This is a genomic window from Rhizobium sp. SU303, assembly GCF_021052345.1.
Lineage (GTDB): Bacteria > Pseudomonadota > Alphaproteobacteria > Rhizobiales > Rhizobiaceae > Rhizobium > Rhizobium laguerreae.
In genome coordinates this window covers 3,255,969-3,270,133 of record NZ_CP088095.1, presented here as the reverse complement: position 1 = coordinate 3,270,133, position 14,165 = coordinate 3,255,969, and the positions used below count along the sequence as shown (strand labels likewise).

Sequence of the window (14,165 nt, the reverse complement as noted above, 5' to 3'; positions counted from 1 at the left end):
TGAAACAAGTCTCCTGCACTTCGCAAGCATCCGGTCGTCTTCATCCCTCTTTCCCAAGGGATTTTCGTATTGTGGCCTGCAAAGCTTGCGTCAATATGTCTTGTAGCCGTTCAAGCTTTGCAGCAGGGAGCGATAGGCCCAGGTGCCTTCGCCGCCGCGATCACGGATTTCGACAAGCTGGACGCGAGCACCCTGGATGTCTCCCTGTTCCACCAGCGCCATGCCCATATAGGAGCGGGCGAGGATATAATTCTCATCCGCCTGCAGCGCCTTGCGGTAGTAGGACATGCCGAGCTCCATGCGGCCGGCCTTGCGGTTGGCGTAGCCGAGATAGTTCAGGACGCGTGGGTCGTTCTGGTTGCGAGCGAGATTGAGCACGGTGATGGCGTTGTCATACTGGCCGGCATAGGCAAACTCGCGGGCGAACTGATAGAGATCGTCGTCGTTGAAGCTGCTCTTCTTCGGGGTGACACATTCCTTCTTGGCCTTGTCCCAGACCTTGCCGCCGGTGCAGGTCTTGGTCGTCTGGGTCTTCGGCGGCGGATTGGTGTCATCGTTGCTGTCGCCGGCCGCGAAAGCGGCCGTGGCGATGCCGAAGGCAAAGCCGGCGGCGAGCGAAAGTCTGGACAGGTGGCGGAAAGAAAAAGTCATCGGCGCGCTCCGTTCTCAGGCAATGCAGTTGCTCGGATTGTACGCTTACCACTAAAAATACCAAGAGGGTAAGCAACCTCTGCGGCAAATGTTGCGACGGTGGACTGATGTCCTCGCAGATCGATTCAAGTGCTGCACTAAAAGAGTCTGGAACTGGAGCTAAGACGCGAAAATATCGGCGCTTTCCGGCATCACCGCGTCGCCAGCCCTGTTGAGGCTGAAGCGCTCGCCGCTGAGCTCCCAGGCACCGGGAGAGCCATCGATGGAGAAGAGGTTGTAGGCGGCGGGCGGCTTGATGCTGCCCGGTCCCTGCGAGGCAGAGGCGATACCGACGACTGGCACCGGCTGCATCTGGCCGCGCAGCCAATTTAGCGTGTTCAGGTGCGTATGTCCGTGCAGCACGAGTTCGGCGCCGCCCGTCGAAATCACGGCGGCGAAGCGGCGGATGCCGATCATCCGTTTATAGAAGGCCGTGGCGCCGCGGATCGGCGGGTGATGGATCATGACGACGCGGAAGAGACCGGCTTCGCCAGCCGCACGCAGTATGTTGACAGTATCGCGGGCCTGTCGCGCGCCGAAAAAGCCAGAGGCGGCGAAGGGAGGGGTGGCGACCGCCGTCGAACAGCCGACAATCGCGATTTTGCCGCGAACGCGCAGATAAGGAAAGATATGGCGGTCGTCCTGCCATTGCGGTGGAGCGAGATCGCCGCGGACATAATCGTACCAGGCGCGCATCGACTTCTCGTAGGAGCCGGGTACATAGGCATCGTGATTGCCGGGAACGACCGACGTGTCTGCAGGATCGCCGAGCGCGCGCAGCCAGGCGGCGGCCGAGCGGATCTCGATGCCGCTCGCCAGATTGACGAGGTCCCCGGTGACGGCCAGGTGATCTGCCTGATGGGCGCGGATGTCGTCGAGCAGCAGATCCAACGTGCTGCCGAAAAGGTGCTTGCGTCGATTTCGATGCCAGTTCACAAAGCCTGTTATGCGTTTTGAAAACAGCTCTTGAATGGAAAGACTGGGCAACGGCCCGAGGTGGACGTCGGAAATATGCGCGAGCTTGAACATTCTACGAGACATAGACCAGCTTATTGACAAATCAAACACATCCGGCGCGATGAAGAGCTGAAACGGAACGATGGTGGATAAAGAGAAGCGGCCCCCTCACATCAGGCTGGCGTTGCGCCTCCTGCATGTCTATTTCTCCTTTGCCCGCGGCATGACCGTGGGTGTCAGGGCCGCCTGCTTCGATGCGGACGGTCGTATTTTCCTGGTGCGCCACAGCTATATCGGCGGCTGGCATATGCCCGGCGGCGGACTGGAGCGCAACGAGACGGCCGAAGAAGCGCTGGTCAAGGAGCTGCGCGAGGAGGGCAACCTCAGGATCATCGGCAAACCGGAGTTGGTTCAGGTCTATTTCAACACCACGACCACAAAGCGTGACCATGTCGTGTTCTACCGGGCGACAGTCGAGCAGACCGCGCCGCGGCCGCCGGACTGGGAGATCTCCGACAGCGGCTTCTTCTCCCTCGACAGCCTGCCCGAGGGCACGACCGATGCCACCCATCGCCGTCTTGCCGAGCTTCGGGGCGAGCAGGAGCCCGACCATCGCTGGTAAGTTCAGGCCCCGGCAAGCCCGCTGCATAATTTACTCTTAAATCGGAATCGATTCTAAGAGTAAATTATGCAGCAATTTAAAGTTCTACAGCGTCCTTTGCGCGTCTGAAAAGACGCGCTGCGCTGTAGCGCGGCCATGCGGGCTGTCGAGATCGAGGGTCGGGCCGACGGGGACGATGCCGGTCGGGTTGATCGTCTTGTGGCTGCGGTAATAGTGCTGCTTGATATGTGTCAGATTCACCGTCTCGGCAACGCCAGGCATCTGGTAGAGATCGCGGAGGTAGCCTGGCAGGTTGCGGTAATCCGCGATGCGGCGGATGTTGCATTTGAAGTGGCCGACATAGACGGGGTCGAAACGCACCAGCGTGGTGAACAGGCGCCAGTCGGCCTCGGTTTGCCTGCTGCCGAAGAGATAGCGGTTTTTGCCTAGACGTTCATCGAGCATCTCGAGCGTTTCGAACAGCTTGGCCACATTTTCCGCATAGGCTTCCTGGGTGGTGGCAAAGCCTGCCTTGTAGACGCCGTTGTTGACGGTGTCGTAGACGGTGGTGTTCAGCGCATCGATTTCGGCGCGAAGGTCCTCGGGATAGAAGTCGGCTGTCGAGCCGGTCAGCCCGTCGAAGGAGCCGTTGAACATGCGAATGATCTCGGCGGATTCGTTGTTGACGATCGTGCCGGTCTTCTTGTCCCAGAGCACGGGAACGGTGACGCGGCCGGAGTAGTGTGGATCGGCCCTGACATAGACCTGCCAAAGCGCGGACGCGCCGAAGAGGTGGTCGCCGGTGGCGCCGTCGCCGACCTTGAACTCCCAGCCGTTCTCGAGCATCAGTGGATCGACGACGGAAACCGAGATCAGCTCTTCGAGCTTCTTCAGCTTGCGGAAGATCAGCGTGCGGTGCGCCCAGGGGCAGGCGAGCGAGACATAGAGATGGTAACGCCCGGCCTCGGCCTTGAAGCCGCCGCTGCCGGAAGGGCCGGCCCCACCGTCCGATGTCACCCAGTTGCGGAACTGCGAGGGCTGCCGCTTGAAATGGCCCTTGCTCTCCTTCGTGTCGTACCAGGCGTCACGCCAGACGCCGTCCACCAGCATTCCCATGATCTTCATTCCCTTGATTGCGTGTTGGAGCGGAAGATATCGCAGATGGCAGGGCTTTACAGGCGGCAAAGATTGAACAGTGCGTCACATCGTTCGGGCACCGCATAATTCAAAGTGTTGCAGCGTCCTTTTTGGCTCTCGAAAAGATGCGCCGCGGTGTGGTCGTGCATTTTGCGTTGGACGACGGAAATTTTTCCTGCTATCGGCCTTTTCACGATTTTGGGACACTGCCTGATGTTCATTTCCAGAAACCCGCGACGACGCTGATGCTCCCGAACGCCCAAGGCGTGTTCGAGACCCATCAATCTGTCCATCCGGTTTCTGTCATCATGTACAAGCACGATCTCGTCTACCTCACTGAAGACGCGTCTCATGACGCCGCCATCGAACACATCAACGAAGAAGCCTTCGGTCCCGGCCGCTTCACCCGCGCTGCCGCGCGCATCCGTGAGCAGGGGCCTCATGATCTGTCGCTTTCCTTCATCTGCACCGATAATGGTGAGACGATCGCCTCCGTGCGCATGACGCCGGTGCTGGCCGGCACGGTGAAGGGACATCTGCTCGGTCCGCTCGCCGTCCGCCCCTCCCACAAGAACAAGGGCATCGGCCGGGAGTTGGTGCGGATTGCGGTGGAGGCGGCAAGACGCAAAGGCTCGGAAGCCGTCATCCTCGTCGGCGATCCACCCTATTACGGCCCGCTCGGCTTCGAGAAGGTTGCCTATAACGCGCTGTCTTTTCCAGGCCCGGTCGATCCCCATCGTGTGCTCGTCGTTCCGATCGCCGAGGGCGTGCATGAGCGGCTGAAAGGCACGATCGCCTGGCGCGAATGATCTTGCGACAGCCGCTACAGGCTTTTCCGGAGAAGCTGTGCGTGCCGCCTTCCGTGTCACCTTGCCGTCGGTATCGCGGATGAGGACCGCGAGCGGCCAACGATCCGAGGGCCGACATCGCTGGTGTTGAAGGCCGAGAGCGCATCGGTGATCACCGCAAGTTCCTCCGGCGTGGGCGAGGCGGTGAGCTCGAATTCCGGCATGAGATTAGCGCCCTTCTCGCCACCACATGGCGCCGAAGGCGAGCAGCAGGATGCCGACGCCGGCGAAACCGGCAAAGAGCGGCAGCGTGTTAATGCCCTTCAAGACCGTCTCGTTGGTCATGCGGATCATCATGCGATCGTTGTCGGAGACGCGGACCTGGCCGCGCACCGGCAGGATCGGCGGCACGGAGATCGCGCCATTTGCATTGGAGACGCGGGCAACGAGACCCTTGCTTCTGTCGGCGACCGGCTGCAGTACATCGGTCGTCGAGATCATCGCCTTGAATTCCGGTGCGTCGACGGCGCCGATATGGACAAGCGTCGACAGCCTGCCGTTGCGGATTTCGAAAAGGCCGATTTCGTCCATCCTCTTCTCGGCCTTGTAGAGCCCGGGTTCGGACTGGGTGAGCGGCAGAGTTTCGGTCTTGCCGGAGGGATAGCGCACGGTGGCATTGCCGGGATTGTCGCCGATCGTCTGGCGGGTGACTTCAAGGGTTCGGCCGGAGGCGCGCGCCGTCAGCGCTTCTTCCTCGAGCGCCGGCTCCTTCATCAGCCAATGGGCGATACGGCGATAGAGCGAAACGTTCGGACCGCCGCCTTCGAAGCCGCGCGCCCAGAGCCAGCCCTGATCGGAAAGCAGCATGGCGACGCGACCCTGACCGGCGCGGTTCAGCACCAGCAGCGGGTGGTTGTCGGCGCCGAGCATGATCGTCTCGCCCTGCGGCCGGTCGACATCGACACTACGGAACCACCGGCCCCAATGCGGCGGGTCCTCACTCGAACCGTCCAGGCCGCGCGTGACGGGATGTTTGCGGCCTTCCTCGGAGAGGCGGGGATAAAAGGCCTTCTCGATCATCTCTCCGGTGGGCGTCGCCGGCAGAACCGAGGAAAGCGGCGTCAAGGCAATGGAATCGGGGCCGGCATGCTCGGGACCGGCGGCGATCAGCAGCGCGCCGCCATTGTCGACATATTGCGCGATGTAATCGTAATAGAGCAGCGGCAGCACGCCGCGGTGCTGGTAGCGGTCGAAGATGATCAGGTCGAAATCCTTGATCTTGTCGACGAAGAGCTCGCGCGTCGGGAAGGCGATCAGCGACAGCTCGTTGATCGGCGTGCCGTCCTGTTTTTCCGGCGGACGCAAGATGGTGAAGTGGACGAGATCGACCGAGGCATCGGATTTCAGCAGGTTGCGCCAAGCGCGCTCGCCGGCATGCGGCTCGCCGGAGACGAGCAGGACGCGGAGGTTCTGGCGGATGCCGTCGATAACGTGGACGGCGCGGTTGTTGGCGGTGGTGACTTCACCTGGAAGTGCTGCGACCGAGAATTCGAGCACGTTGCTGCCGCCACCCGGCACTTTGAAGGAGAACGGCGTATCCTGCCCGGGCGTCGCCTGCAGGGTGGCGATCTCGTCACCATTCAGCTTCACCGTGACATCGGCCGTGCCGCCGGGGCTCGGGCCGTCGTCGAAGACGCGCAAGATTACCTGCTGCTCCTCGTTGACGATGCCGAAGCGCGGCCCCTTGATGACTTCGATGCGGCGATCGAATTCGTTGGCCTTGCCGGTGACGAGGCCATGGATCGGCGCGTCGAAACCAAGCGCCTGATTGGCGGCCGGAACATCATGGACTTCACCGTCGGTCAGCATGATGGCGCCGCCGATGCGGGCGGGCGGGACATCGGCGACGTTGGCCGACAGCGCGTCGAACAGGCGCGTCGACGGAACATCGGAATTGACGTCGCCTTCGACATCGACGAAGCGGGGCTCTATCTGGGGGAAACGGGCGAGCTGTCCTTTCAGGGCCGCAAGCGCCTCGTCGGTCATCTTGACGCGATCGGGCGTCTGCTGGCTCTGGCTTCGATCGACAAGAACGGGGACGATCGTCGACAGCTGATCCCGGTCTTCCTGCAGCAGCACAGGATTGGCAAGGGCGGCCAGCATGGCGAGCGCTGCCAGCGTTCTGATCCAGGCGCCGCGAATGCCGCGCAAGATCGCGAAGACGGCGATGATGGCGCTGACGGCGGCCAATGCAGCCAGAACCGACCAGGGCAGGAAGGGCGAAAAGTCGAATGTCATCTCATTGTCCTAACCGTTCGAGGAGGTCGGGAACATGGACCTGGTCGGTCTTGTAGTTGCCGGTCAGCATGTACATCATGATGTTGACGCCGGAACGGTAGGCATATTCGCGCTGCGTTTCATCCGACGGCACAGTCGGCAGTATCGGTACGCCGTTCTCGTCGATTGCCCACGCGCCGGCGAAATCATTGCCGGTGATCAGGATCGGCGACACGCCGTCGGCCGTCGCCGCCGATTTTTCGCTCGGCCCCTGACCGCCTTGCCGGGCCTCGATCCAGAGAGGGCTGCCGGCATAACGACCGGGAAAGCTCGACAGGAGATAGAAGGATTTCGTCAGCACGTGATCTGATGGTACCGGCTCAAGCGCCGGAATGTCCAGATTGGCGAGGATTGCCTGCAGCCTCTCACCGTTGGCGCTGACATTGCCGCCATTGTCCAATGCGCTGATCTGATCGCGCGTATCAAAAAGCACGGTGCCGCCATTGCGCATATAGGCATCGATACGGCTGATCGCCGCCGACGATGGCATCGGCGCGGTTGCCGAAACCGGCCAGTAGATGATCGGATAGAACGAGAGCTCGTCTTTGGTGAGGTCGATGCCGACGGGCGGTGCCGGCTCCAGCGTCGTGCGAAACGTCAGGAACTGGGTTAGTCCCTCGAGACCGCGCTCGGATATATTGTCCACATCCTGTTCGCCGGTGACGACATAGGCGAGATGGGTGTTGTCAAGCCTCTGCAGGATGAGGTCGTCGCCGGGCTTGGAGTCGTCGGCATGAAGCGTGCCGGGTTGCATTAGAAAGCCGGCGCCGGCGGCGACCGCGATCATCGCGGCGGTGCGGACAGCCGGGCGCAATCGCGAGAATGCACCATTCATGAAGAGGACGATCAGGCTGTCGGCCAAGAGCAGCAGGAAGGCCGCGAGAAAGAGCGCGGGTTTTGCCGACCAGCTTTCGCCGCCGACCAGGCCTTCGCGCACGGCATTGGTTCCTGTTGTGTCGAGTGGTTTCAGTTCGGCGTTCTCGGGCAGCACGTTCAAAGAGGTGAAACCATCCTCCGAACCGTAGAGCCCCGGAGGGTTGTCGAAATTTGCCGTCGGTTCGACTCCGGCCTGTGGAATGAGCGGCCGCGCCGATCCCGTCTCGGAGACGAGCGTGCCCTTGGCCGTCAGCATGCGGAATGGCGGCAGAGTTTCGGAGACACGCGCATTGCCGCGCGCCTCCGATGTCACGCCGCCCGAGCGCGATATCTGCAGGAGGTGACGCAGCATGTCGACGAAAGTGCCGGAGATCGGCAGATCGGACCAGGTTGCTTCCGCGGTAACGTGAAACAGGACGATCTGGCCGGAGGCGAGCTGCTTCATCGTGACGAGCGGCGTGCCGTCAGCCAAGCTTGCCCAGGTGCGTTCGGCAAGATCGGGCGTCGGTTCGGCAAGCACCTGCCGCTTGACGACGACATCGGCCGGACGCGCTATGCCGGCGAAAGGCCCGATACTCGGAAATTCGGCAAGCGACTGCGGCTCGCTCCAGGACAAGGTGCCGCCCAGCGCCCGTTCTCCCTGACGCAGGATGACAGGGATCAGCGGATCATCCGCAGGGGCTGCCGCCATGCGGGGGCCGGCAAAACGCAGGAGCATGCCGCCATTCGATATCCAGCGCGTCAAAGGCTCGTAGGTCTCCTCCGGCAGCCGGCCGATATCGGCCATGATAATGATCGAGGGATTGCTGGCGAGAAGTTTTGGTATTGCGACCGAAAGATCGGAATCGGCAGGTTGGATCAGATCCGCATAAGGTTGCAGCGCCCGCTGGATGTAATAGAGCGGCGAGAGCAGCGGCTGGAACTCGTCCCCTCCTTCACCCGACAGCAAGACGACGCGGCGGCGCTTGAATGCGTCGTCGAGAAGGTGGACGGCGCCTGCCGTCGCGCCATTATCGACGCTGACGCGCGCAAAATCGTTGCGCATCTCGAAGGGGGCGGTGATCGAACTGGTCGCAACGCTCTGGCCGGGGCGGAAATCCGCCCTGCCATTGGCGATCGAGCGACCCTGGGTATCGACGGCATTCAGCGCTACCGATGCGGCCTGCGCACTGTTGAGCCGCGTGACCTTGACGGTCATGGCATCCGCCGCATTGTTGGCCGCCGTAATCGCCACTGTCCGCGCGGCATCGCCCTCGATCAGGCGCAGATCGGCGGGTTGGAGTTCGGCGAGCCTGCGCACCGTCGCGTCGTCGGGCTTGGCGGCGGCGCCGTCGGTCAGGAAGGCGAGGGTACCGGGCTTGATGCCGTTCAGCGCGGCGCGCAGCGCCTGGAAGGCGCGTTCGCGGTCCGGCACAAGCGGTCGTGGCTCGGCGGCGCGCAGCTTGTCGCGGGCGGCAGCGGCGGTGCCGGGCACGGCGTCGTTGGTCGGATCGGCGGTGAAGGCGATCGACACTGGCGTGCCGGCGGATTCGGCATCGTCTATCAATGCGTCGGCGGTCTGGATGCGGCGCTCCCAGTCGGGTGCCGCGGCCCAGCTGTTGTCGACGAAGAGGACGAGTGGGCCACCTGATGCGAGTGAACTGGTGCGTGGATTGAAAACCGGATCGGCGATCGCAAGGATGATGGCGGCAGCGAGCAGCATGCGCAGCAGCGTCAGCCACCACGGGCTTTGCGCCGGCGTCTCCTCGCGCTTCAGCACGGAGGCTAGAATTTTCAGCGGCGGAAAGACTTCGGTCTTCGGACGTGGCGGCGTCAGCCGCAGCAGCCACCAGATGATGGGCAAGGCAAGGAGCGCGCCGAGAATGGCGGGATAGGCGAAAGCGAAGGGAAGGGCGTTCATAGCTGCCCTCCATGCGTTGCCTTGGCCGGCATGCCGGACAGATACATGTGCACCGCGACCAGCGCCTCCGACGCAAGGTGATCGGTGCGGTGGCTCGCGAAGGTCCAGCCGAGATGGCGCAGCGACTGGCCGAGGCTGTCCCTGCGGGCGAGATAGGCGGTGCGATAGGCCTCGCGGATATGTTCGGCGCGGCCGGAGATAAGCTTGGCGCCGCTCTCGGGATCGGTGAATTCGGTGCGGCCGCTATAGGGGAATATCTCCTCGGCCGGATCTGATATCTCGACCACGTGGCCGCGCAGGCCACGGCGGGCAAGCGGGCCGAGCCGTTCCATGATTGCCGGCGCATCGTCGAGGAAATCGCCGATAAGGACGAGGTCGCTCCAGCCGCGGATCATCGCCGTTTCCGGCAGGCCGCCGGTCAGCGGCGTGTGCATGAGAGCGGCTGCGAGGCGTTCGGCGGCGTTACGGGCGGAGGCGGGTTCCATGATGCCGGGGCAGCCGATGCGCTCGCCGGAGCGGGCGAGGATTTCGGCAAGCGCCAGCATGATGACCAGCGCGCGGCTTTCCTTGGAGACGCTGCCATAGCTCGACTTGTACATCATCGAGGGCGACATGTCGCACCAGAGCCAGATCGTATGCGCTGCCTCCCATTCGCGCTCGCGCACATAGGTATGATCGTCGCGGGCGGAGCGACGCCAATCGATGCGCGACAGGCTCTCGCCCTCGGCATAGGGACGGAACTGCCAGAAATTCTCGCCGATGCCGCGCTTGCGGCGGCCATGCCAGCCGGCGATCACCGTGTTGGCGATGCGCTTGGCTTCCACCAGGCAGTCCGGTACCAGGGCGGCCCGCTGCCTTGCGCGGGAAAGGGCATCGCTGCCGGGTGTCGGATTGACGATCTGTCCGATAGATGCCACGCGTCCGGCTTCCTTATCCCTTTGCCTGCTTGACCAGTCCGGCGATGACATCACGCACCGACATGCCTTCGGCGCGGGCGGCGAAAGTCAGCGCCATGCGGTGCTGAAGAATGGGTTCGGCGAGCGCGAAGATATCGTCCAGAGACGGGGCGAGACGGCCTTCGTAGAGCGCGCGGGCACGCGCGCAGAGCATCATCGCCTGGCCGGCGCGCGGGCCGGGGCCCCAGGCGACATTCTTTTCGGTCGAGGCATTGCCCTGTCCTGGGCGGGCGGAACGCACCAGCGCCAGGATGGCATCGACGACCGTGTCGCTCACCGGCATCTGGCGCACCAGGGTCTGGATCTCGAGCAGCCTCTGTGCATCGATGATGGCTTCCGGCCGGGTTTCGCCCAGGCCCGTCGTCTCAAGCAGGATCTGGCGCTCGGCGGCGAGTTCAGGGTAATTGACGTCGACCTGCAGCAGGAAGCGGTCGAGCTGGGCTTCGGGCAGGGGATAGGTGCCTTCCTGCTCGAGCGGGTTCTGGGTGGCAAGCACATGGAAGGGCGCCGGCAGGTCATAACGCTGGCCGGCGATCGTGATATGGTATTCCTGCATGGATTGCAGGAGGGCCGACTGGGTACGCGGCGAGGCACGGTTGATCTCGTCGGCCATCAGGAGCTGGGCGAAGACCGGGCCCTTGACGAAACGGAAGGAGCGGCGTCCACTGTCGTCCTGGTCCATCACCTCGGAGCCGAGAATATCCGAGGGCATCAGATCAGGCGTGAACTGGATGCGGTTGGCGGCAAGGCCGAGCACCTCGCCGAGCGTCGTCACCAGTCTGGTCTTGGCAAGGCCGGGAACGCCGACGAGCAGGGCATGGCCGCCTGACAGCACGGCGAGAATGGTGTTCTCGACGACGCTTTCCTGGCCGAAGATTACTTTCGAGACTTCACCGCGGATGGCGGCGATATCGGAGAGCGCCTTTTCGGCGGCGGCGACGATCGCCTTTTCATCGAGGCTGGCTTCGGTCTTCATCATACCCATGCGTATCTCCAACGGCTGAAATCATTCGGCAGCGAATCGGCGGACTTATACATGTGCCTCATGCCCGATAGAGTTATGGAGATGTGACGGGCTGACAAGTTCGTTGCGAATGACTATCTCGTGACTTTACTTCGTTAAGGACAAACCGGGACGGAAGAATGGCAGCCGAGGAAATCAGCGGACAGGCGGATGCGGCGGGACTTGCCGCACTGATTTCGCGCGCGTCTCAGGAAAATGCCGGAAAAAAACGAGGATTACCGCCGGTCGAGCGGTGGAATCCGCCTTTCTGCGGCGATATCGACATGGAAATCCGGGCGGACGGTACCTGGTTCTACATGGGCACGCCGATTGGCCGACCGGCGCTGGTGCGGCTGTTCTCGACGGTTTTAAGAAAAGACGACGACCAGAAGACCTATCTCGTAACTCCTGTGGAAAAGGTCGGTATTAGGGTCGTCGACGCGCCTTTCATCGCCGTGGAGGTGAGCGTGACGGAGCGGCAAGGCCAACAGGTGCTGACCTTCCGCACCAATGTCGGCGATGTCGTGGAGGCGGGAGGAGAGCATCGGCTGTGCTTTGCCATTGCAGGCGAGAATGCCGAATTGAAACCCTATCTGCATGTGCGCGGGCGGCTGGAGGCGCTGGTGTCGCGTGCGGTGATGTATGAACTGGTGGCGCTCGGCGAGACGCTCGAGGTCGAGGGACAGGCGATGTTCGCCGTCCGCTCCGCCGGAGAAGTCTTTGCGATGATGCCGGCCGATGAACTGGATGCGCTTTCCCGATGAATGATGCAATTACCCAACGTTATCCGCTGTTTTCCGCAGCCGAATTCCGCCGCCGCGCGCTCAACCAGAATGGTGGGCCGGTCGATCATGCCTGGCGCGATCACGGGGACCACATCCTCAATCCCGATATCGTCGCCGAGGTCGAGACCTTCGAGCTGCGCGACGCCGCCGTGCTCGTGCCCGTCGTCGACGACGGCGAGGAAGCGCATGTGATCTTCACCAAGCGCACGGCGACGCTGCGCAAACATTCCGGGCAGATCGCCTTTCCCGGCGGCTCGATCGATCCCGCCGATATCTCGCCCGAAATGGCGGCGATCCGAGAAACGGAAGAAGAGATCGGCCTGGCCGGTTCCTTCGTCGAAACCGTCGGGCGGCTGCCGAATTACCTTGCCTCGACGGGCTTCCGCATTACGCCGGTGCTCGGCGTCGTCTCGCCGGGCTTTGCGCTGACGCTGAACCCGACCGAGGTGGACGACGTGTTCGAGGTGCCGCTTTCCTTCCTGATGGATCCTGCCAATCACACCCGCGACAGACGTGTCATCGACGGCGTCGACCGGCATTTCTACCGCGTGCCCTTTGAAACCAGAATGATCTGGGGCATCACCGCGGGCATCGTCCGCACGCTTTACGAAAGGCTTTATGCATGACCGGCATCGCCGACCAAGCATGGTTCCGCGACCCGGCCCTCGGCCGGATCTTGGCACTTCTCAATGCCGATGGCGGGGAAGGGCGGGTGGTTGGCGGAGCGGTGCGCAACAGCCTGATGGGCCTGCCGGTCAATGATGTCGACATAGCCACGACACTCAGACCGGAGGCGGTGATGGAGCGGGCGGCGGCGGACGGCATCAAGGCAGTCCCAACCGGCCTGGAGCACGGCACGGTGACGCTCGTCATCGACGGCAAGCCCTTCGAGGTGACGACCCTTCGCACCGACGTCGAGACCGACGGACGCCATGCCAAGGTTGCCTTCAGCACCGACTGGAAGGCAGACGCCGAACGGCGGGATCTGACGATCAACGCGCTTTATGCCGATGCAAAGGGCGAGGTGGTGGATCTCGTTGGCGGGCTTGCCGACATTGAGACGCGCAACATCCGCTTCATCGGCGACGCTGCAAGGCGTATTGCCGAGGATCATTTGCGTATCCTGCGCTTCTTCCGCTTCTTTGCCTATTACGGTTCCGGGAGGCCGGATGCCGAGGGGCTGAAGGCGTGTTCCCTCGCGCGCTCGAAACTGACGACGCTTTCGGCAGAACGCGTCTGGTCTGAACTGCGAAAGCTGCTAGGTGCTGCCGATCCTGGCCGGGCGCTGCTCTGGATGCGGCAGGTGGCGGTGCTGACGGAAATCCTGCCGGAATCGGAACGATGGGGGATCGATGCGATCCCGTCGCTGATCACCACCGAAAAGGCGCTCGGCTGGACGCCCGATCCGTTGCTGCGCCTTGCGGCGATCGTGCCGCCCGATGCGGCGCGTATGGAGGCGCTTGCCGCCCGGCTCAAACTCTCGAATGCGGAAGCGGCCACTCTCAAGGCCTGGGCCATGGCAGCGCCTGTCAATGACGACATGTCGTCGGCGGCCTTCGAACGGCTGCTTTACCGCAACGGCGCTGACGGCATCACGACACGGCTGAAGCTCGCGCTTGCGGTTGCGCGCGGCAAGGCTGAAGGCGATTTCGACGAAATGGCGCGGTCGGCTCGGCTTATCAAGCTGCTGGACAGGGCAATGCACTGGAAGAAGCCACAGTTTCCGCTGAACGGCGGCGACGTGATTGCGGCAGGAATCGCGTCCGGCCCGCGCGTCGGCGAACTGCTTGCCGGCCTGGAAAACCAGTGGGTGGAGGAAAACTTCGTTGCCGACCGGGCGGCGCTGCTCGCCCGGCTGCAGGAACGCGTGCAATAATCAGGCGGCGGTCGCTTCGTCGCGAATGCGAGCCTTGATATTATCCACCATGTTCTCGCGGATCGTGGTCTCGCCGTGAGCATTTTTCAGGTGCTCGACGGCACGGCGGACCACCTCGGCGTCGCTATCTGCCCGTGTATGCCAGGCGCAGCCCGGAACGAGAGTGCCGCATTCGAAAAGTCGCATGGTCTTCTCCTCTGTTCGAAACACAACGACGATCGCGATCTTACGCGATTTATGAATGTGCGGGGGGAGGGAA

At 62.7% G+C, this 14,165-nt stretch carries 13 protein-coding genes and 1 pseudogene; 5 read left to right on the top strand and 9 right to left on the bottom strand.

Going from position 1 to position 14,165, the window contains the following annotated elements; genetic code table 11:
- Positions 1–90: 90 nt before the first annotated feature.
- Together RlegSU303_RS16420 and RlegSU303_RS16415 are read right to left on the bottom strand one after the other, a co-directional pair.
- Entirely contained in the window at positions 91–651 is a 561-nt protein-coding gene (locus RlegSU303_RS16420; RefSeq protein ID WP_094088765.1) for a tetratricopeptide repeat protein, read from the bottom strand.
- Between the two features lie 159 nt (positions 652–810).
- Positions 811–1,719 carry a metallophosphoesterase family protein gene (locus RlegSU303_RS16415; RefSeq protein WP_094088764.1) on the bottom strand — a complete coding sequence of 303 codons (909 nt, stop codon included), beginning with the start codon at positions 1,717–1,719 and terminating at the stop codon, positions 811–813.
- Positions 1,720–1,789: 70 nt separating this feature from the next.
- On the opposite strand from RlegSU303_RS16415, the gene RlegSU303_RS16410 reads away from it, so the two are divergent.
- The gene (locus RlegSU303_RS16410; protein ID WP_017961501.1) at positions 1,790–2,269 is read left to right on the top strand and encodes an NUDIX domain-containing protein; all 480 of its coding nucleotides are present in this window, start codon (positions 1,790–1,792) and stop codon (positions 2,267–2,269) included.
- An 84-nt stretch (positions 2,270–2,353) separates the two neighbouring features.
- Here RlegSU303_RS16410 and RlegSU303_RS16405 read toward each other — a convergent pair whose 3' ends face one another.
- The gene (locus RlegSU303_RS16405; protein ID WP_131719297.1) at positions 2,354–3,364 is read right to left on the bottom strand and encodes a glutathione S-transferase family protein; all 1,011 of its coding nucleotides are present in this window, start codon (positions 3,362–3,364) and stop codon (positions 2,354–2,356) included.
- A gap of 266 nt (positions 3,365–3,630) precedes the next feature.
- Between RlegSU303_RS16405 and RlegSU303_RS16400 the strand changes: the two genes are divergently transcribed.
- A complete protein-coding gene (locus RlegSU303_RS16400) occupies positions 3,631–4,194 on the top strand; it encodes a GNAT family N-acetyltransferase (RefSeq protein ID WP_080635880.1) in 564 nt (187 codons plus the stop codon).
- A 54-nt stretch (positions 4,195–4,248) separates the two neighbouring features.
- Here RlegSU303_RS16400 and RlegSU303_RS16395 read toward each other — a convergent pair.
- The 5 genes and pseudogenes from RlegSU303_RS16395 to RlegSU303_RS16375 all read right to left on the bottom strand — a co-directional run.
- A pseudogene (locus tag RlegSU303_RS16395) lies at positions 4,249–4,397 on the bottom strand (GNAT family N-acetyltransferase); the annotation flags it as partial.
- 4 nt (positions 4,398–4,401) lie between these two features.
- Complete coding sequence (locus RlegSU303_RS16390; protein ID WP_017961498.1) at positions 4,402–6,471, bottom strand: membrane protein; 2,070 nt, start codon at positions 6,469–6,471, stop codon at positions 4,402–4,404.
- Position 6,472: 1 nt separating this feature from the next.
- Positions 6,473–9,286: a DUF4159 domain-containing protein gene (locus tag RlegSU303_RS16385; RefSeq protein WP_017961497.1), complete on the bottom strand. Its 2,814-nt coding sequence runs from the start codon at positions 9,284–9,286 to the stop codon at positions 6,473–6,475.
- On the bottom strand, positions 9,283–10,203 hold the full coding sequence (locus RlegSU303_RS16380; RefSeq protein ID WP_017961496.1) for a DUF58 domain-containing protein: 921 nt from the start codon (positions 10,201–10,203) through the stop codon (positions 9,283–9,285). Before RlegSU303_RS16380 ends, RlegSU303_RS16385 begins: the two co-directional genes overlap by 4 nt.
- 13 nt (positions 10,204–10,216) lie before the next feature.
- Positions 10,217–11,227: an AAA family ATPase gene (locus RlegSU303_RS16375; RefSeq protein WP_131719298.1), complete on the bottom strand. Its 1,011-nt coding sequence runs from the start codon at positions 11,225–11,227 to the stop codon at positions 10,217–10,219.
- 158 nt (positions 11,228–11,385) lie between these two features.
- On the opposite strand from RlegSU303_RS16375, the gene RlegSU303_RS16370 reads away from it, so the two are divergent.
- The 3 genes from RlegSU303_RS16370 to RlegSU303_RS16360 are packed head-to-tail and all read left to right on the top strand — an operon-like array spanning position 11,386 to position 13,906.
- On the top strand, positions 11,386–12,009 hold the full coding sequence (locus tag RlegSU303_RS16370; RefSeq protein WP_131619660.1) for a DUF1285 domain-containing protein: 624 nt from the start codon (positions 11,386–11,388) through the stop codon (positions 12,007–12,009).
- Positions 12,006–12,656 (top strand): CoA pyrophosphatase, encoded by a 651-nt coding sequence (locus tag RlegSU303_RS16365; protein WP_131719299.1) that lies wholly within the window; start codon positions 12,006–12,008, stop codon positions 12,654–12,656. Before RlegSU303_RS16370 ends, RlegSU303_RS16365 begins: the two co-directional genes overlap by 4 nt.
- A complete protein-coding gene (locus tag RlegSU303_RS16360) occupies positions 12,653–13,906 on the top strand; it encodes a CCA tRNA nucleotidyltransferase (RefSeq protein ID WP_131719300.1) in 1,254 nt (417 codons plus the stop codon). Before RlegSU303_RS16365 ends, RlegSU303_RS16360 begins: the two co-directional genes overlap by 4 nt.
- Here RlegSU303_RS16360 and RlegSU303_RS16355 read toward each other — a convergent pair whose 3' ends face one another.
- A complete protein-coding gene (locus RlegSU303_RS16355) occupies positions 13,907–14,092 on the bottom strand; it encodes a DUF1059 domain-containing protein (RefSeq protein WP_017961491.1) in 186 nt (61 codons plus the stop codon).
- Between the last annotated feature and the right edge of the window lie 73 nt (positions 14,093–14,165).